Source organism: Arthrobacter sp. Ld5 (assembly GCF_051172775.1).
Taxonomy (GTDB): domain Bacteria; phylum Actinomycetota; class Actinomycetes; order Actinomycetales; family Micrococcaceae; genus Arthrobacter_D.
In genome coordinates this window covers 1-17,810 of the sequence record NZ_JBPKBO010000005.1, presented here as the reverse complement: position 1 = coordinate 17,810, position 17,810 = coordinate 1, and the positions used below count along the sequence as shown (strand labels likewise).

Genomic DNA, 17,810 nt, shown 5'->3' with positions numbered 1-17,810 from the left:
GCCGCATGACACCCTGACCATCAACACACCTGACACCCCCGGGCGCACCGCCCGGACAATCGAAGGAGCACCTCCCGTGACCGAACGCATCGTCCTCGCCTACTCCGGCGGACTCGACACCTCCGTCGCCATCGGCTGGATCGCCGAAGCCACCGGGGCCGAGGTGATCGCCGTGGCCGTCGACGTCGGACAGGGCGGCGAGTCCCTCGAGACCATCCGCCAGCGGGCCCTCGGCTGCGGCGCCGTCGAGGCCTACGTGGCCGACGCCCGCGAGGAGTTCGCGACCGAGTACTGCATGCCCGCCCTGAAGACGAACGCGCTCTACATGGACGCCTACCCCCTCGTCTCCGCGCTCTCCCGCCCCGTGATCGTCAAGCACCTCGTCGCCGCCGCCCGCGAGTTCGGTGCGACCACCGTGTCCCACGGCTGCACCGGCAAGGGCAACGACCAGGTGCGCTTCGAGGTGGGCATCCAGACCCTCGGCCCCGACCTGAAGTGCATCGCTCCGGTCCGCGACCTCGCCCTCACGCGGGACAAGGCCATCGCCTTCGCCGAGGAGAAGGGCCTGCCGATCGAGACCACCAAGAAGAACCCGTTCTCCATCGACCAGAACGTCTGGGGACGCGCCGTCGAGACCGGATTCCTCGAGGACATCTGGAACGGCCCCACCAAGGACGTGTACGACTACACGGCGTCGCCCGAGTTCCCGCCCGCCGCCGACGAGGTGGTCATCTCCTTCAAGGAAGGCATCCCCGTGGCCATCGACGGCAACGCCGTCACGCCGCTGCAGGCCATCGAGGAGCTCAACCGCCGCGCCGGCGCGCAGGGGATCGGCCGCATCGACATCGTCGAGGACCGCCTGGTCGGCATCAAGAGCCGCGAAATCTACGAGGCTCCCGGCGCCATGGCGCTCATCGCCGCGCACCGCGAGCTCGAGAACGTCACCATCGAGCGCGAGCAGGCCCGCTTCAAGAAGACCGTCGACCAGCGCTGGACCGAGCTGGTGTACGACGGCCAGTGGTTCTCCCCGCTGAAGCGCTCGCTGGACACCTTCGTCGACGACACGCAGAAGTACGTCACGGGCGACATCCGCATGGACCTGCACGGTGGCCGCGCGACCGTCACCGGCCGCCGCTCCGACGTCGCGCTCTACGACTTCAACCTCGCGACCTACGATTCCGGCGACACCTTCGACCAGTCGATGGCCCGCGGCTTCATCGAGATCTTCGGCCTGTCGTCCAAGGTGGCCTCGAGCCGGGACCAGCGGGCGGGCGCCTGATGGCTCCAGAGCACCAGGTCCCCGGTCGGAAGGGGACGAACGAGGGCTCGCTGTGGGGTGGCCGGTTCGCCGGCGGCCCCGCCGACGCCCTCGCCGCGCTCAGCAAGTCGACGCACTTCGACTGGCGGCTCGCGGTCTACGACATCGAGGGCTCCCGCGCCCACGCCCGTGTGCTCCACCGCGCGGGCCTGCTCGACGACGGCGAGCTCGCCGGGATGATCGACGCCCTCGACCGCCTCGACGCCGACGTGCGCTCCGGCGCCTACACGCCGGCGCAGAGCGACGAGGACGTGCACGGGTCGCTGGAACGCGGCCTCATCGAGCGCGCCGGACCGGCGCTCGGCGGCAAGCTGCGCGCCGGCCGGTCCCGCAACGACCAGGTGGCGACGCTCGGCCGCATGTACCTGCGGGCCCACGCCCGGATCATCGCCCGGGGAGTCCTCGCGACGATCGGCGCCCTGGTGGACCAGGCCGAGGCGCACCTCGAGGTGCCCATGCCGGGACGGACGCACCTGCAGCATGCGCAGCCGGTCCTGCTGAGCCACCATCTGCTGGCTCACGCGTGGGCACTGCTGCGGGACGTGCAGCGCCTGCAGGACTGGGATCGCCGCGCCGGGATCTCACCCTACGGATCGGGTGCCCTCGCGGGGTCGTCCCTGGGCCTCGACCCGGAATCGGTCGCCGCGGACCTGGGCTTCTTCTCCGCGACGCACAACTCGATCGACGGGACGGCGGCGCGGGACGTGTACGCGGAGTTCGCCTGGGTCGCGGCGATGATCGGGGTGGACCTCTCCCGCGTGAGCGAGGAGATCATCATCTGGGCCACGAAGGAGTTCTCCTTCGTCACGCTCGACGACGCCTTCTCCACCGGCTCGTCGATCATGCCGCAGAAGAAGAACCCGGACGTCGCCGAGCTCGCCCGCGGCAAGGCCGGGCGCCTGATCGGCGACCTGACCGGCCTGCTCGCCACGCTCAAAGGACTGCCCCTGGCCTACAACCGCGACCTGCAGGAGGACAAGGAGCCGGTGTTCGACGCCGTCGACACCCTCGAGGTCCTGCTGCCCGCGGTGTCCGGCATGATCGCGACCCTCGTCTTCGACACGGAGCGCCTGGCGTCCCTCGCGCCCCAGGGATTCGCGCTGGCGACCGACATCGCCGAATGGCTCGTCCGGCAGGGTGTGCCGTTCCGGGAGGCGCACGAGCTCTCCGGTGCCGCCGTCCGCATCGCCGAGCAGCGCGGCGTCGAGCTGTGGGATCTGACGGACGACGAGTTCGTCGGGATCTCCGCGCACCTCACTCCGGCGGTGCGGGAGGTCCTCACGGTCGAGGGGTCGCTGGCCAGCCGCGACGCGCAGGGCGGGACGGCTCCGGCCGCCGTCCGGCGCCAGCTCAGCGCACTCCGGGCCGAGCTCGACGGCGTCGAGGCCTACGCCGCGGGCTGACCGTCGACCGCGGCGCGGCTCCTGACCGGGGCCGCGCCGCCGTCCCTCACTCCCGGGACTGCCCCATCCGTACGACGATCTTCCCCCGCACATGGCGTCCGGCCAGGCGGGCGAGGGAATCGGGCGCGTCCGCCAGGCGGACGGTCTCGATCGGCAGCGGGTTCAGCGTGCCCTCGTCGACGAGCCGCAGCAGCTCCGTGAGCATGCCGGCCAGGTCGGCCCGGTCCCCGTCGTCACCGTGCGTGTACGCCGCCCCGAGGGCGATCTCGTGCAGGCTCGGGGCGATGCCGAACGGCTCGACGGCATCCAGCGACGCGCGCCCCGCAACCGATGCCAGTCCGCCCCCGTGATGGAGGAGCAGCAGCCCCTGGGCCGCGGACGCGGGCGACACCGCGTCCACTACGGCGTCGAACCCCCGCCCTGCCGTGGCAGCCCGGAGGGCGGCGTCCAGGTCCGCCCGACGGTAGTCCAGCACCGTCGTGGCGCCGAGGCCGCCGACGTAGGCATGGTTGGACGGCGAGGCGGTGGCCGTCACCCTGGCCCCGGCTGCCGTCAGGAGCTGGACCGCGAACCCCCCGACGCCGCCCGCGGCGCCCTGGACCAGGGCGGACTGGCCGCGCCTGACCCGGAGCCTGCGCACCACGGCCTGGTAGGCCGTCATGCCGGCGCACGGAAGGCTCGCTGCGACGGTCATGCCGATCCGTGGCGGCACCACCGCCAGGACGTCGGCCGGAGCAGTGACGAAGTCTGCCAGCCCGCCGGGTCGCCGCAGGTCCTGGTGCCACACCACCCGGGTGCCCGCCGGCATGCGGGCGTCCGGCCCGTCTCCCGTGCCCTGGACCACACCGGCGATGTCCAGGCCGGGAATGTGCGGGTAGGTCCAGGACGGGTGCCCGCCCGAGGCGATCTGGTAGTCGACCGGGTTGAGGCCGACGGCGTCGACGCGCACGAGGACCTCCCCGATGCCGGGCTCCGGCCGGGGTACCTCGCCCAGGTGCAGGGACGACGGCGGGCCGGGCCGGTCGAGGAGGAGTGCCCGCATCATCCGAACGATCCTCGGGGTGCAAGCGTCCACGCGATGGTCATGGTGCCAGCGTACGGCGACTGCGGGCACACCGGCGGGAGTCCCGACCTCGTCACCCGAGGGCCGGTCGTCGTGCCTCGACAGACGGATCGATCCGGCACAGACTGTCGGGGACGATGCGTCACTCCGGGCCACAACCCGGCTCGGACAGATGGAGGAGACCACGCCATGAAGATCGCCATCCTCGGAACCGGCTCCGTAGGGCGCACTCTCGCCGCGCGGCTCGCCGGACTGGGCCACGATGTCACCATCGGCACACGCGACACAGAAGCGACACTGGCGCGTACGGAGGGCATGAGCCACGAGTCCTTCGCGGCCTGGGCCGGTGAGCATCCCGCAGTGGCCCTAGCCGGCTTCGCCGACGCCGCAGCGGGGGCAGACCTCGTCATCAACGCCACGAACGGCGGAGCATCGCTGGACGTCCTGACCCGGGTCGGGGAGCAGATCCTCGCCGGCAGGACCATCCTGGACCTCGCCAACCCCCTCGATTTCAGCGGCGGCATGCCGCCGACCCTGCTCGTCAAGGACACCGACTCCCTCGGCGAGCAGATCCAGCGCGCCTTCCCCACCGCCCACGTCGTGAAGTCCCTCAATACCCTCACCGCAGAGCTGATGGCGTACCCCGGGAACCTGCCCGAGGCCGGCACCGTCTTCGTCTCCGGGAACGACGCCGACGCCAAGCGCACCGTCACAGCGCTGCTGACCGACCTCGGTCACCAGGACGTCATCGACCTCGGCGACATCACCACGGCCCGGGGCCCCGAGATGCTGCTGCCCGTCTGGCTCCGCCTCTGGGGTGCCCTCGGTACCCCGCTCTTCAACGTCAAGGTCGTTCGCTGAGGCTCACCGGTCTGCCGTCCGGAACCGCAGGGGCTCGAGCGACGCACGCGTAGGGGCCGGTTCGTCAGAACCGGCCCCTACGCGTCTGCTACTCGATCGTGCTACGCGTCGACCGCGCGGTGACGGCCACGGCCTGCGAGGACCACACCGGCACCGAGGGCCAGGAGGCCGGCGCCGATGCCGCCGGCGAGCTTCACGCTGTCGTCGGTGCCCGTGTAGGCGAGCTGCCCCGTGCGGGGAGCACCCTCGAGAACGGCACGACTGCCGGTGGTGCTTCCGGTGGTCCGGTCGCCGACGGTCTCGAGCTCACAGCCGACACCGTCGCCGTCCCGGTCGAGACCGGCGCGGAAGCCCTCCTCACCCAGGAGGATGGACCGGCCCAGGACGTCCCGGACCTCCGCGCAGTTCTCGTACCGGACACCCGCTGCTGCGTGGTCGAGCACCGGGAGAACGTTGTCGGGGGTGTCCGTGACGACAACGGGCGTGAGGGGCACTTCCACCGTCACGGGGACCTCGGCAGGCGCCTCGGCAACAGGGGCACCCTCGGCGGGAGCCTCGCTGACGGGGGTCTCCTCTTCGGGGACCTCGACGGGCGGCTCCTCGGCGGGGGTCTCCTCCACGGGAAGCTCGGGCGTCGGCTCCTGGGGGACCTCAGGAGTTTCCGGGACGGGTACCGCAGGGGTTTCCGGGACCTCGGGGGTCGGGGTCTCCGGGACCTCCGGGGTGACGACGACAGGCGCGGGAACCAGGGTGTAGGAGTAGTGGGAGATGTCCTTGCCGCTGGCGTGGCTGATCGTCACCTGGGACACGGGGGGGACCAGTTCGACGTTCTGGGGACCTTCGCCCTGCTTCGAGGAGCCGGCCTTGACGCAGTAGCTCGCGATGAGCTGTCCCTCCGGCGCCGTGACGACGATCGCCGTCTGTCCTCCGGAAACGTCGATCTTGCCGCTCGTACCTTCGCCGCAGACCTGCCGGTCCGGACCGGTCATGGGGCCTGTTGCGAGCGCCGGTGCGATGGAGAACGTGCTGAGACCGGCAGTGACGGCGAGGGCGAGTAGCCCGGTGCGCTTGTTCATGTTCACCTGTTGTTCCTGTTGATGGAGTTCGGGTATGGACGTGCGCGTGGGTCGCCCCCAGCGAGAGCGTCGTCAGAGGCCGTGGATGCTGCGTCGACTTCCCGGAAGAATGCAGAAGGCGCGGTCCCCTCGCGCGAAGTGTCCGGTGGTACGACACTCAATTTATGAAGCGGCGGAAGGGGAATCACGAGCAGCGACTACGCGAGAATTGACGGGCTGGGCTGAGAAAACAGGTAGTTTCTACGAGCAATGCGCGAGGCAACTACTCGAAAAACTACTTATCAGGGGACTGTCTATCGTCCGGCCGGGACCAGTGCGGGTCGCCGGCCGATCACGGCCTCAGGTATCGGTGATGATGGCATCGATGGCGGAGGCCAGCGCCTGTTCCCGGATCGGGAGGTCCAGAAAGACCGTTGCGCTGATCAACCCGTCGACCATCCCGACGATCAGGGCGGACTTCTCCTCCGGGCGGGTGGCGCCGATGGATCTCAGGGCGTCCGAACCCCACGCGATAAGTCGCTGCCGGCCCTCGGCGAGGGCCGCCCCGGACGACGGTGCGTCCGAGGCGTGGACCAGAAGCGCCTGCCGCGCCCGCGCGTACTCCCGCCCCGTAGTCCGGGATGCCGAGACGAAACGGGCGAGGACCGTCGCCAGATCCTTCGCATTCTCCGGACTCTCGCCCTGGAGGCGCGCCAGTCCGCGATAGTCCGCCTGCACCAGGAAATCGACCACAGCGCCCACCAGTGCTTCCTGGGTCCTGAAGAGGTTCGACGTCGAGCCGAGAGGCACCCCCGCCGTGCGGTCCACGGCACGGTGCGTCAGCGCCCGTGGCCCGCCCGCGGCGAGCAGGGATACCGCGGCGGAGCAGAGCAGTTCTCGACGTTCCACCCGACGAAACTACATCTGTTGTGGCTGAACTACAAACGTAGTACGGTCGCGGCATGACGACAGCGACAGTTGTGGGCGCGGGGATCGCAGGACTTGCCGTAGCGGTCGGTCTGCACCGTGCAGGATGGTCGGTGCGGGTCCTGGAGCAGGAGGCGGAGGTGCGCACCTCCGGAACGGCCGTCCTGTTGCACGGGGCGACAGTGCGCGAGCTCCGATCCCTCGGGTTCGGCCCCGGTATCGATGCTCGGTCAGCTCCACTCACCGGTCTTCGGCTACGCACGCGGAGGGGTCTGCCGCTGACGCCGTCGTTGCCCGCCGCCGGCTCCGTCATGATCGAGCGCTCGGACCTCATCGGTCTTCTGCGGGACTCGCTGCCGGACACCGCGCTCGCTCTCGGCCGCCCCCTGGCGGTTCACGACCTTCCAGGTGTCTGCGTCGAGGCCGATCTCGTCGTAGGAGCCGACGGCGTCCACAGCGCCCTGCGCCGTCAGCTGTTCGGTCCGGCCTACCGGGCAACCGCTACGGGAACCACCGTGTGGCGGGGAACGGCGGAGGTGACGACGTCGGGCCTGACCGAGTACTGGGGGTGGCGACGCCGCTTCGGTATCAGTAGCCGACCGGGCGGAGGGGCGAACTGGTATGCGACGGCAACACTGCCGCCGACCCGGCCCGCGTCGGCGGGACCGCAGCTCGAGGAGCTTCGGCGGTTGTTCGGGCACTGGAACGGGGAGGTGGCCGCGACGGTCAGACGCATCACCGAGGGGAGCATCCTGCGGCACGAGATCCATCATCTGGCGCGGAGGCTGCCGCTCTACTACAAGGGCAATGTGGCCCTCATCGGTGATGCGGCCCATGCGATGACGCCCGACCTCGGGCGCGGCGCCAATGAAGCGATCCTCGACGCGATGTCCCTGGTGCGGAATCTCGGGACCCACGACAGCATGGACCGCGCACTGGCTGCCTACGACACGTCCCGGCGGCGGGTCACCCAACGGATCGCGACCGGATCCGCAGCTGTGCACACGGTTCTTCACGGCCGGCCACGACCGCAGGTCGCCGCCGCGGGCCTCGATCACGCCCGTTGGTGAGCCGGTGAGCCGGTGCGCCGTGAAGGCCTTCCCCGTCCGGACAGCAACCACATGGAGGAACGATGCGTAATATTCAACGACGTCAGATAGAGGCGTCCGCAGCGGACGTCGGTGTACTGCTCGACGGCCTGGCCGGCCCCGACGACCGGGTCTGGCCCGCGGGCTGGCCGGCGATCGAGCTCGACGCCGGTCTCCGCATCGGTTCGACGGGCGGCCACGGGCCCATCAGGTACAGCGTCGTCGACTACGAGCCGGGTACGCGCATCCGCCTGGAGTTCCGTCCGGGCCTCGGCATCGGCGGCTATCACGAGTTCCTCCTCGAACCGCTCGGAGCCGCGCGGTGTCTCGCCACGCACATCCTCCACGGGCGATTGAGCGGGCGGATGCTCCTCCTCTGGCCCCTCATGATCCGCTGGGTGCACGAGGCGCTCCTCCAGGATCTGTTCGACAACCTCGAACGTGGGTCCACCGGGCAGCTGCGCGACGGTCCCGCACGATGGTCACCCTGGGTGCGGTTCCTCCGCCGCATCAACGGGGTGCCTCCGATCCACAGCGCGGCCGGCTGAGCCGCCCTGCTACGCCCGTCGCGAAGTACTTTGACAGCGGTCACCTCCCGGCGCATCGTGTGAGCATGCAGCCCATCGTCCCGCGCGCCACGCTCCGGGAATTCTTCCCCTACCTGCGGGGGCACGTGCGCGTCCTCGTCCTGGTCGCCGTCGTCTCCCTCGTCTCGACGGGCCTCTCGATCGCCCAGCCGCTCATGGTGCAGCAACTCGTCAACGCCGTATCCGCGAGCCGTCCTGCCACCGTCTTCGTCTGGCTCCTCGTCGCCGTCACCCTCTTCGGGGCCGTCTTCGGGGCAGCGCAGTCCTACCTCCTCCAGAGGACCGCGGAATCCGTGGTCCTCGGCGTACGGCGGTCCCTCGTGGGGCAGCTGCTCGCACTGCCCGTGCGCGAGTTCGACCGCCGGCGGGTCGGCGACCTCATGTCGCGGGTCGGCTCCGACACGACACTGATGCGCAGCGTCATCACGTCCGGCCTGTTCGAGATCGTCTCGTCCGTCCTCATGTTCTGCGCGGCCGTCGTCCTCATGGTCCTCATCGACCCCCTGCTCTTCGGGATCACCCTGTCCGCCGTCCTGGTGGGCGCCGGCGGTGTCGTCTTCCTCGGACGCCTCATCCGCACCCGCAGCCGCGACGTCCAGGACGCCGTCGGCTCCATGACCGCCGCCGTCGAGCGGGGACTCTCCGGCATCCGCACCATCAAGGCGTCCGTCGCCGAGGAGCGCGAGGCCGCGGTGATCGACGTGGAGGCGACGACGGCGTACAACGCCGGCATCGCCATGGCCCGGTTGCAGGCCGCTGTCCAGCCGATCATGTCCATCTGCGTCCAGGGCGCGTTCATCGTGGTCCTGGCCGTCGGCGGCATCCGGGTGGCCGCGGGCGCCCTGCTGCTCGGCGACCTCATCGCCTTCATCCTGTACCTGTTCCTGCTCGTGATGCCCATCGGCTCGGCCATGAGCGCGTTCGTGCAGATCCAGTCCGGCCTCGCGGCGCTGGACCGCATCCAGGAGATCGCGCGGCTGGAGCCGGAACGCGCGGACGAGGACAGCCGGGAACGGCCCATGCCCCGAGCGACAGGGTCCACGGGTCGGGCATCCCGCGGCGGCAGCATCGAGCTGCGCGACGTCAGCTTCCGCTACGGCGACGACGACGGCGTGACACCGGCGGACGGCGCGGCGGCCGCCGACGGATCACGGACGCCGGCCGACGACCCGGGGTCGCCCGTGTCGCCCGTCTCACCGGACGTGGGCTCCCCGGCGGGGCACGGGACGGACGCTGCGGGGCGGCCGGTGCTCGACGGCGTCAGCTTCACCGTCCCCGCGGGCAGCAGGACGGCCCTCGTGGGCCCCTCGGGCGCCGGCAAGTCCACCGTGCTGGCCCTGCTGGAGCGGTTCTACGAACCGACGGCGGGCGGCATCCTGCTCGACGGCGTCCCCCTGCCCGGGATCCGGCGCTCCGAACTGCGCTCGCGCATCGGCCTCGTGGAGCAGGAGGCCCCCGTGCTCAGCGGCACCCTGGCCGACAACCTCCGGCTGGCCGCGCCGCACGCCACCGACGACCAGCTGCGCCGCGTCCTCGCGGCGGTCGGCCTCGACGCGCTGGGCGATCGGTCGGAGGACGGCCTGGAGCTCAATCTGGGGGAGGACGGGATCCGGCTCTCGGGCGGCCAGCGACAGCGGCTGGCGTGGGCCCGGGTGATCCTCGCCGACCGTCCCCTCCTGCTGATGGACGAGCCGACGTCGGCCGTCGATTCGCGGACCGAGCAGCTGCTCCAGCAGACCCTGGGAGAGGCCTCGCGCGACCGCACGGTCGTCGTCGTCGCCCACCGCCTCTCCACCGTGGCGGACTTCGACCAGATCGTGGTGCTCGACCAGGGGAGGGTCGCCGCCGTCGGCACGCACGACGAGCTCCTCGGGACGAGTGATCTCTACCGCGACATGGCGGCCCGGCAGCGGCTGGTCGCCCACGCCTGAGACGGACGGCTCACGCGGCGGGCATCCGGCCTGCCTCCCGGTCGAGGAGCCGCTGCTTGAGCGGCAGCCCCCAGCGGAACCCACCCAGCGAGCCGTCCGTCCTGATGACCCGGTGGCAGGGGACGAAGAGCGCAGCCGCGTTCCTGGCACACGCCCCCGCCGCGGCCCGGACCGCCGTCGGGTTGCCTGCCCGGGCCGCGTACTCGAGGTAGGTGACCGGCGCGCCGGGGCCGATGGTGCGCAGGACGTCCCACGCGTGCGCGCGGAACGGTCCCGAGGCCTGGCGCACCCGCACCGCCGCGACGGCGTCGACGTCGCCGTCGTAGTAGCGGGCCACGGCGTCGAGGGCGGGCCGGAGGGCGGAGGCCGCCGGGTCGAAGCGGGCCGCCAGGAGACTCGGGTGGATCTGCCCGGTCAGCTCCTCGGGGAGGGCGGTCCATCCCGAGGAGAGGACCGCTCCTTCCGCCTCGATGATCGTGAAGAAGCCGTCGGGCGTCTCGACGGTCTCCAGGGTGGCGCCGCGGGGGACGGCGGGGGTGAGGGTGGTGAGGGTCGGGCTCATGGCGGGGACATCCGTTCGGTGGGTCGGTCCAGGGTGCGTGGGGAGGTACTCAGGCGGCGTCATCGACGGCTCCTTCGGCTCCGGTCGGTGGGGCAGCGGCCCGCCACAGATGGAGGGTGGCGTAGGAGCGCCAGGGCCGGACGCCGGTCATCGCCGCCTCGAGGGTGGTGGGGGAGCCGAGCGCGGACCGCTGCGTGGACCGGGCCCAGCCGTTGCGGACGGCGGCGTCCCCGGCCGGCTGGATGTCGGGCTGGCCGAGCACACGCATGGCGACGTAGTCCGCCGTCCAGGGTCCCACGCCGTCCAGCCGCAACAGGTCCTCCCGCAGTTCGGCGGGGGCGGACCCGACTCCCAGCGCGAGGGTTCCGGCGGCGAGTTTCCCGGCCGTCGCACGCAGCGCAGCGTCCCGGCGGCGCGGTCCCCGCAGCAGCCGCCCGGGTGCTGCGGCGAGGTCCTCGGCGGAGGGGAAGTACCGGTCCAGCCCGGTGCCCGGCATCCTGACGGCGGGGCCCGCCGCGGCGAGCCGGCCGAGGGCCGTCGTCGCCGAGGCCACCGTGACCTGCTGCCCGGCGATCGCGCGGATCAGCGTCTCGTGAGGATCCAGCGACCCGGGCAGGCGCAGGCCCGGACTCTCGGCGACCAGCGCCGCGAAGCGGGCGTCGCGGGACAGTGCGGCGTCGACCGCCACGGGGTCGGCGTCGAGATCGAACAGCCGCCGGATGCGGCTGAGCAGGGGCGGGAGGTCCGCGAGCCCCGTGAGCGAGACGGTGACGGGCAGGGCGGCCCTCCCGTTCCCCTGCGGTCTGACGGCCTCCGCCCTGAACCAGGCGGGGCCGGCCGGCAGGCGGAGCAGGCGCTCGTAGCTCGTCGCCGTGGCGATCTCCGGCCCCGGCACGGCGCGGGCGGCGAGGAAGCGGAAGATGCCGTTGTCGTACGGCAACCGCGCGGGCAGGGACAGCGAGAGCCGCAGCGGCCCGCCGGGGTCGGCCCCGGGCGGACCGGTGGTCCCGCGCCGCCGCGGGGCGGCCTCCCGCAGCTGCCCCGGCGTGAGATCGAAGACCTGCTGGATGGTGTCGTTGAACTGGCGGATGCTCCCGAAGCCCGCGGCGAAGGCCACGTCGGCGAAGCGGAGCGTCGTGGCGGTGAGGAGGGTCCGGGCGGTCTGGGCACGGTGGGCGCGGGCCAGTGCGAGCGCTCCGGCCCCGAGTTCGTCCCTCAGGATCCGGTTGAGCTGTCTCGGGGAGTAGCCGAGACGCGCCGCCAGACCGGGCACGCCCGACCGGTCCACCTCCCCGTCGGCGATGAGGCGCATGGCCCGGGCCGCGGCGTCCGTGCGCAGATTCCACTCCGGGTCCCCGGGCACGGCCTCGGGGAGGCACCGCCTGCACGCGCGGTACCCGGCGTCGTGCGCGGCGGCCGAGGTGCGGTAGAAGGTGACGTTGGCGGGCTTCGGTGTCCGCGCCGGGCAGGAGGGGCGGCAGTAGATGCCCGTGCTCGAGACAGCGGTCACGAACTGCCCGTCGAAGCGGGCGTCCCGGGCGTCGATCGCCCGGTACTGCTGCCAGAAGTCCATGCCGTCATCCTGCCACCCCGCCGATGACCCGACTAGCGGGATTCGGACACGGTGGTCGGAGGGGCGGGGGAGGCCTTTGCTACGGTCGAAGCGTGATCGACGAGAGCGGGACGGACCCGGACACCCGTGCACGGCTGGGCGGCAGCGCCCTCGAGGTCGCCCCCTCACTGCTGGGCGCGCACCTGACCCACGGCACCGACGACGGCGACGTCACCGTCCGCATCACGGAGGTCGAGGCCTACCTCGGCCCGGACGACCCCGGCTCCCACGCGTTCCGGGGCCGGACCGCGCGGAACGCGACGATGTTCGGGCCCGCGGGGCACCTGTACGTCTACTTCACCTACGGCATGCACTACTGCGCCAACATCGTGTGCGGCGAGGAGGGGTGGGCCACGGGCCTGCTCCTGCGGGCAGGGGAGATCGTCGACGGCGCGGACCTCGCCCGCGAACGGCGGTCGCGGCCGGCGAAGGATCTCGATCTCGCCCGGGGACCCGCACGCCTCGCCCAGGCGCTGGGCCTCGACCGCCGGAACGACGGCGCGGACGTGCTGGCACACCCGTTCCGGCTGGTCCTGCCGGAGCAGCCCGCGACGGCGGTCCTGAGCGGACCGCGCGTGGGCGTCAGCGGCATCGCCGGCACGGGGGAGTACCCGTGGCGTTTCTGGCTCCCGGAGGAACCGACGGTCTCCCGCTACCGTCCGGGGAAACTCCCCGCGGCCCGTAGGGTTGATCCGTGATGATCAGCCGGACGGACCTCCTTCCCACGCACACCGCAGGCGCAACGGCGCTCGCCGCGCATGCCCGGGAGGCCGTCGATCGCCTGTGCGCGGTGGTCCCCGACTTTCCCGCGCCCGGCATCGTGTTCAGGGACCTCACGCCGGTGTTCTCCGACGCGCGGGGCTTCCGCGCGGTCGTCGACGCGCTCGCCGAACACTTCGCGGGCCAGTTCGACGCCGTCGCCGGGGTGGAGGCCCGCGGCTTCCTCCTGGCCGCCGCCGTCGGGTACGCGACCGGCACCGGCGTCGTCACCGTCCGCAAGGCGGGCAAGCTGCCCCGTGCCGTGTACCGGGAGTCCTACGCCCTCGAATACGGTGAGGCCACTCTCGAGATCCATCAGGCGGACCTTCCCGCCGGGACACGCGTCCTCCTGCTCGACGACGTCCTCGCCACGGGGGGAACACTCGTCGCGGCGGGCGCGTTGCTCGAACAGGCCGGCGCCGTCGTCGTCGGCTGCGGCGTGGTCCTGGAGCTCGCGGACCTCGCCGGACGCGACGCCCTGGCGGGCCGACGGGTGCACGCGATCGAAACCGTGTAGCGTCCACTCCGCTAGGATTGACGGTCCGCCTTGATGGAAGGAAATGTCCGATGCACGAGACCTCCCAGGCCAGGGCCGAGCTGGAGCACGAGCGCGGCTACGTCGATGGCCTGTACCACCGTCTCGACGAACTGCGTGCGGAGAAGGCCCGGCAGCTCGCCGAGGTCCGGCGCACGCAGGCGGCCGGATCCCACCAGAACCGCTCCGAGCGGGACGCCTTCGCGACCATGTACGAGGACCGCCTCGCGCAACTCAACGCCGTCGACGACCGCCTCGTGTTCGGGCGCCTGGACCTCGACGACGGCGACCAGCGGTACATCGGCCGCATCGGGCTCTCCGACGAGGACCTCCGGCAGCTCATGGTCGACTGGCGGGCCCCCGAGGCCGGCACGTTCTACCAGGCGACGGCCTTCGAGCGCATGGGGGTGCGACGTCGCCGGCACCTGATCCTCTCGCGGCGCGACGTCGTCGCCATCGAGGACGACGTCCTCGACGCCGACCTCCTCGGTGACGACGACTCGCTGCAGGGCGAGGGTGCCCTGCTCGCGGCGCTGAACACGCGGCGCACCGGCCAGATGTCGGACATCGTGGGGACCATCCAGGCGGAGCAGGACCGCATCATCCGGGCACCGCTGCCCGGCGTCACCGTGGTGCAGGGCGGGCCGGGCACGGGCAAGACGGCCGTCGCGCTCCACCGTGCCGCCTACCTCCTCTACACGCACCGCGACCGGCTGAAGTCCGCCGGTGTGCTGCTGGTCGGTCCCACCGACGCCTTCATGAAGTACATCGAGCGCGTCCTGCCGTCCCTCGGCGAGACCGGCGTCGTCATGGCGGGGATCGGCACCCTCATGCCCGGTGTCAGCACGGTGCAGGAGGCCGACGAGACGGCCGCGGCCCTCAAGGGCCGGCTGGAGATGGCCGAGGTCATCCGCAACGCCGTCGCGAACCGGGAGCGCGTGCCGTCGGAGAACAAGCGCCTCAACGTCGAGGGCACCATGCTCACCCTCACCCCCCGCCAGGTCTCCCGGGCGCGGGAGCGTGCCCGGGCCACCGGCAAGCCCCACAACGAAGCGCGGGTCACCTTCGTCAAGATCCTCCTCCGCGAGCTCACCGAGCAGCTGCTGGACAAGCTCGAGGAATCCTCGGGTGGCGGCAACAACGCCGACCGCTCCTACCTCGCCGAGGACGTCCGCAGCTCCCGCGACGTGAGGATCGCCCTCAACCTCGCGTGGATGCCGCTCACGCCGCAGAAGCTGGTGTCCGAGCTGTTCGCCCGACCGGAGCTGCTGCGTGCCGCGGCGCCCCACCTGGGCGAGGACGAGCTGGCGGCCCTCACCCGGCCCGCCGGCGCGCCCTGGACGGAGGCGGACGTGCCGCTGCTCGACGAGGCGGCGGAGCTGCTCGGTGAGCTCGACCCCTCGGCCGGACGGGACACCGCGGCCCGCGAGCAGGAGCAGAAGCGGGACCTCGCCAACGCGGAGCGTGCCCTCGAGAACGTCAACGCCTCCCTGGAGGATTCCGGGGTGGACGGCGTGCTGACCGCCGAGGATCTCGCGCAGCACAACGCCGTGACCGCCACGAGGCTGTCGGCCGCGGAGCGCGCCTCCGTCGACCGCACCTGGGCGTACGGGCACATCGTGGTCGACGAGGCCCAGGAGCTCTCCCCGATGCAGTGGCGCCTCCTGATGCGGCGCTGCCCGCTGAAGTCCTTCACGATCGTCGGGGACATCGCGCAGACCAGTTCCGCGGCCGGGTCGAGGTCCTGGCAGCAGGCTCTCGAGCCCTTCGTGGGCGACCGCTGGCAGCTCGAGGAACTGACCGTCAATTACCGGACACCCGCGCAGATCGCCGAGGCCGCAGTGCGCATGGCGAACGCGGCAGGGCTCGTCGTGTCCGCCCCGAAGGCCGTGCGGGAGGGGCGGTTCGCGCCGGTCCTCGACACGGCAGCCGACGCCGTGGCCGGCCTGGTGCAGGCCATGCCCGAGGAACTCGCGGCCATCGACGGCGGGCTGCTCGCCGTCATCGCGCCGGAACACCTGCTGCCCGCGGTGCGGGAGTCCCTCGCCCCCGCGTACCGGGAGCGCGTCGGTTCCGGAGCGGGCGGGCCCGGCCAGGACATCGTCGTGATCAGTCCGCGCGAGTCGAAGGGCCTGGAGTTCGACGGCGTCGTGATCCTCGAGCCCCAGGAGATGCTCGACTCCGCGACGGCCAGGGTGGGCGACCTGTACGTGGCGATGACCCGCCCCACGCAGCGCCTCCGCGTCATCTCGAGCGGCCGGATTCCTGCCGGTATCGCCGACTGATAATTTGGACTCGTGTCCCAGCAAACAGAGATCCCGGTCAGTGGCCTCGCAGGCCAGCGCAACGACCCGTCCTTCGACGGCATCTACGACGAGCTCGTGTGGCGTGGCCTGGTCCATGTCTCCACCGACGAGGGGGAGCTGAAGGAACTGCTGGGCGGGCCGCCCATCACCTTCTACTGCGGGTTCGACCCCACGGCGGCGAGCCTCCACCTGGGCAACCTGGTGCAGCTCCTGACGATGCGACGCCTCCAGCTCGCCGGCCACCGTCCCCTCGGCCTCGTCGGCGGGTCGACGGGCCTCGTCGGTGATCCGCGGCCGACGGCGGAGCGCACCATGAACACGAAGGAGACCGTCGCCGAGTGGGTCGGTGCCCTCGAGGCCCAGGTGCGCCGCTTCCTCGACTTCGAGGGACCGAGCGCCGCGCGGATGGTGAACAACCTCGACTGGACCGGTCCCATGAACGTCATCGACTTCCTGCGCGACATCGGGAAGTATTTCCGTGTCGGCACGATGATCAAGAAGGAGACGGTGGCCAAGCGGCTCCACTCCGACGAGGGCATCAGCTACGCCGAGTTCAGCTACCAGATCCTGCAGGGCATGGATTACCTGCAGCTGTTCCGCGACTACGGCTGCGTCCTCCAGACGGGAGGCTCGGACCAGTGGGGCAACCTCACGAGCGGGACGGACCTCGTCCGGAAGGTGGAGGGCACGAGCGTCCACGCCATCGGGACGCCCCTGATCACCAACTCGGACGGCACGAAGTTCGGCAAGAGCGAGGGCAATGCCATCTGGCTCGACGCCGCCATGACCAGCCCCTACGCGATGTTCCAGTTCTGGCTCAACACCTCCGACGCGGACGTGGCGGAGCGCCTGCGCATCTTCACCTTCCGCAGCCGTGCGGAGATCGAGGCGCTCGAGCATGCGACCACCGACCGGCCGCACGAGCGGGCAGCGCAACGCGCACTGGCCTACGACGTCACCGCCCTGGTCCACGGCGTCGAGGCCACCGAGAAGGTCATCGCGGCCTCCGCGGCCCTCTTCGGGCAGGGCGATCTCGGGTCCCTCGATCTCGCGACCCTCGAGGCGGCGACGGCTGAACTGCATTCCGTCGCGATCTCCCGCGACGGACTGGGCATCGTGGAGCTGCTGGTCGCGTCCGGGCTGTCGGCCAGTAACTCGGCGGCCCGGCGCACCATCGGGGAAGGCGGTGCCTACGTGAACAACGTCAAGATCACCGACGCCGACCACATCGTCCGCGAGGACGATCTGCTGCACGGCCGCTACCTCCTCGTCCGCCGCGGCAAGCGCAACCTCGCCATGGTCGACGTGGGCTGACGGCACGGGCGTCCTTGCCGGGAGCGCCGGCCCACCCGCACGGGTGGGCCGGCGCTCCTGTCGGATCCGGCACCCTCGCTGGTTTGCTCGGGGGGCGTGCGGGGTGTAGTGTTTTCTGAGTTGCCCCGGTGAGGGTGACCATCCCCTTCAAATTCCTGTGGTTGGTTCGTGCGCTGTTTTTTCGGTGGCGAATTCGGCTGTTATTTGTAGTGGGTTTGTTCTTTGTCGTATTTCTTTTGTTCGTGGTGTAGGCCACGGCGGGGGGATTTGACAGGGGAAAAGAAAGTGAAATAAGCTGTGAACACAACGGCGAGGGAAAGCGAAGCCGAGTGGCGCTGATGGTGCCGGGTTTCGTGAGTAATCGGTTGTTCCTGTTGTTTGAGAACTCAATAGTGTGCCAAGTTTGTTGATACCGATTGTTTTTTGATTGGTTGAATTTGCTGGTTGCCGCACCCCGTGTGGTGGCTGGTTTTTTTGGCTGGTTTCGAA

At 71.1% G+C, this 17,810-nt stretch carries 16 protein-coding genes; 10 read left to right on the top strand and 6 right to left on the bottom strand.

The window, feature by feature from the left end; genetic code table 11:
• Positions 1 to 76 precede the first annotated feature (76 nt).
• Together ACSGDB_RS02585 and argH are read left to right on the top strand one after the other, a co-directional pair.
• Positions 77 to 1,279: an argininosuccinate synthase gene (locus ACSGDB_RS02585; protein WP_434992613.1), complete on the top strand. Its 1,203-nt coding sequence runs from the start codon at positions 77 to 79 to the stop codon at positions 1,277 to 1,279.
• Positions 1,279 to 2,721, top strand: coding sequence for an argininosuccinate lyase (gene argH, locus ACSGDB_RS02580; protein WP_434992612.1), 1,443 nt, complete (start codon positions 1,279 to 1,281; stop codon positions 2,719 to 2,721). The genes ACSGDB_RS02585 and argH overlap by 1 nt, the downstream gene beginning before the upstream one ends.
• A 46-nt stretch (positions 2,722 to 2,767) precedes the next feature.
• On the opposite strand, the gene ACSGDB_RS02575 is transcribed toward argH, so the two are convergent.
• On the bottom strand, positions 2,768 to 3,766 hold the full coding sequence (locus ACSGDB_RS02575; RefSeq protein WP_434992610.1) for a zinc-binding dehydrogenase: 999 nt from the start codon (positions 3,764 to 3,766) through the stop codon (positions 2,768 to 2,770).
• Between the two features lie 207 nt (positions 3,767 to 3,973).
• Between ACSGDB_RS02575 and ACSGDB_RS02570 the strand changes: the two genes are divergently transcribed.
• On the top strand, positions 3,974 to 4,645 hold the full coding sequence (locus tag ACSGDB_RS02570) for an NADPH-dependent F420 reductase (RefSeq protein ID WP_434992609.1): 672 nt from the start codon (positions 3,974 to 3,976) through the stop codon (positions 4,643 to 4,645).
• Positions 4,646 to 4,746: 101 nt separating this feature from the next.
• Here ACSGDB_RS02570 and ACSGDB_RS02565 read toward each other — a convergent pair whose 3' ends face one another.
• The gene (locus tag ACSGDB_RS02565) at positions 4,747 to 5,721 is read right to left on the bottom strand and encodes an excalibur calcium-binding domain-containing protein (protein ID WP_434992934.1); all 975 of its coding nucleotides are present in this window, start codon (positions 5,719 to 5,721) and stop codon (positions 4,747 to 4,749) included.
• A 339-nt stretch (positions 5,722 to 6,060) separates the two neighbouring features.
• Positions 6,061 to 6,609, bottom strand: a complete 549-nt coding sequence (locus ACSGDB_RS02560) for a TetR/AcrR family transcriptional regulator (protein WP_434992608.1) — start codon at positions 6,607 to 6,609, stop codon at positions 6,061 to 6,063.
• Between the two features lie 53 nt (positions 6,610 to 6,662).
• Between ACSGDB_RS02560 and ACSGDB_RS02555 the strand changes: the two genes are divergently transcribed.
• From ACSGDB_RS02555 to ACSGDB_RS02545, 3 genes are all read left to right on the top strand, one after another.
• On the top strand, positions 6,663 to 7,697 hold the full coding sequence (locus tag ACSGDB_RS02555) for an FAD-dependent monooxygenase (RefSeq protein ID WP_434992606.1): 1,035 nt from the start codon (positions 6,663 to 6,665) through the stop codon (positions 7,695 to 7,697).
• Positions 7,698 to 7,759: 62 nt separating this feature from the next.
• Positions 7,760 to 8,263 (top strand): hypothetical protein, encoded by a 504-nt coding sequence (locus ACSGDB_RS02550; protein ID WP_434992604.1) that lies wholly within the window; start codon positions 7,760 to 7,762, stop codon positions 8,261 to 8,263.
• A gap of 65 nt (positions 8,264 to 8,328) precedes the next feature.
• Positions 8,329 to 10,233, top strand: coding sequence for an ABC transporter ATP-binding protein (locus ACSGDB_RS02545; protein ID WP_434992603.1), 1,905 nt, complete (start codon positions 8,329 to 8,331; stop codon positions 10,231 to 10,233).
• A gap of 10 nt (positions 10,234 to 10,243) precedes the next feature.
• Here the strand turns inward: ACSGDB_RS02545 and ACSGDB_RS02540 are convergent, their stop codons facing one another.
• On the bottom strand, positions 10,244 to 10,795 hold the full coding sequence (locus ACSGDB_RS02540; protein ID WP_434992601.1) for a methylated-DNA--[protein]-cysteine S-methyltransferase: 552 nt from the start codon (positions 10,793 to 10,795) through the stop codon (positions 10,244 to 10,246).
• Positions 10,796 to 10,844: 49 nt separating this feature from the next.
• Positions 10,845 to 12,368, bottom strand: coding sequence for a DNA-3-methyladenine glycosylase 2 family protein (locus tag ACSGDB_RS02535; RefSeq protein ID WP_434992598.1), 1,524 nt, complete (start codon positions 12,366 to 12,368; stop codon positions 10,845 to 10,847).
• Between the two features lie 95 nt (positions 12,369 to 12,463).
• Here ACSGDB_RS02535 and ACSGDB_RS02530 point away from each other — a divergent pair, with 95 nt between their 5' ends.
• The 4 genes from ACSGDB_RS02530 to tyrS are packed head-to-tail and all read left to right on the top strand — an operon-like array spanning position 12,464 to position 17,321.
• Positions 12,464 to 13,105: a DNA-3-methyladenine glycosylase gene (locus ACSGDB_RS02530; RefSeq protein WP_434992933.1), complete on the top strand. Its 642-nt coding sequence runs from the start codon at positions 12,464 to 12,466 to the stop codon at positions 13,103 to 13,105.
• Positions 13,105 to 13,683 carry an adenine phosphoribosyltransferase gene (locus tag ACSGDB_RS02525; RefSeq protein WP_434992931.1) on the top strand — a complete coding sequence of 193 codons (579 nt, stop codon included), beginning with the start codon at positions 13,105 to 13,107 and terminating at the stop codon, positions 13,681 to 13,683. Before ACSGDB_RS02530 ends, ACSGDB_RS02525 begins: the two co-directional genes overlap by 1 nt.
• Before the next feature lie 50 nt (positions 13,684 to 13,733).
• On the top strand, positions 13,734 to 15,986 hold the full coding sequence (locus ACSGDB_RS02520) for a HelD family protein (protein WP_434992597.1): 2,253 nt from the start codon (positions 13,734 to 13,736) through the stop codon (positions 15,984 to 15,986).
• Positions 15,987 to 15,998: 12 nt separating this feature from the next.
• The gene (tyrS, locus tag ACSGDB_RS02515; RefSeq protein WP_434992595.1) at positions 15,999 to 17,321 is read left to right on the top strand and encodes a tyrosine--tRNA ligase; all 1,323 of its coding nucleotides are present in this window, start codon (positions 15,999 to 16,001) and stop codon (positions 17,319 to 17,321) included.
• Positions 17,322 to 17,468: 147 nt separating this feature from the next.
• Here tyrS and ACSGDB_RS02510 read toward each other — a convergent pair.
• A partial coding sequence (locus ACSGDB_RS02510) for a hypothetical protein (protein ID WP_434992594.1) occupies positions 17,469 to 17,810 on the bottom strand: 342 nt, incomplete at its 5' end.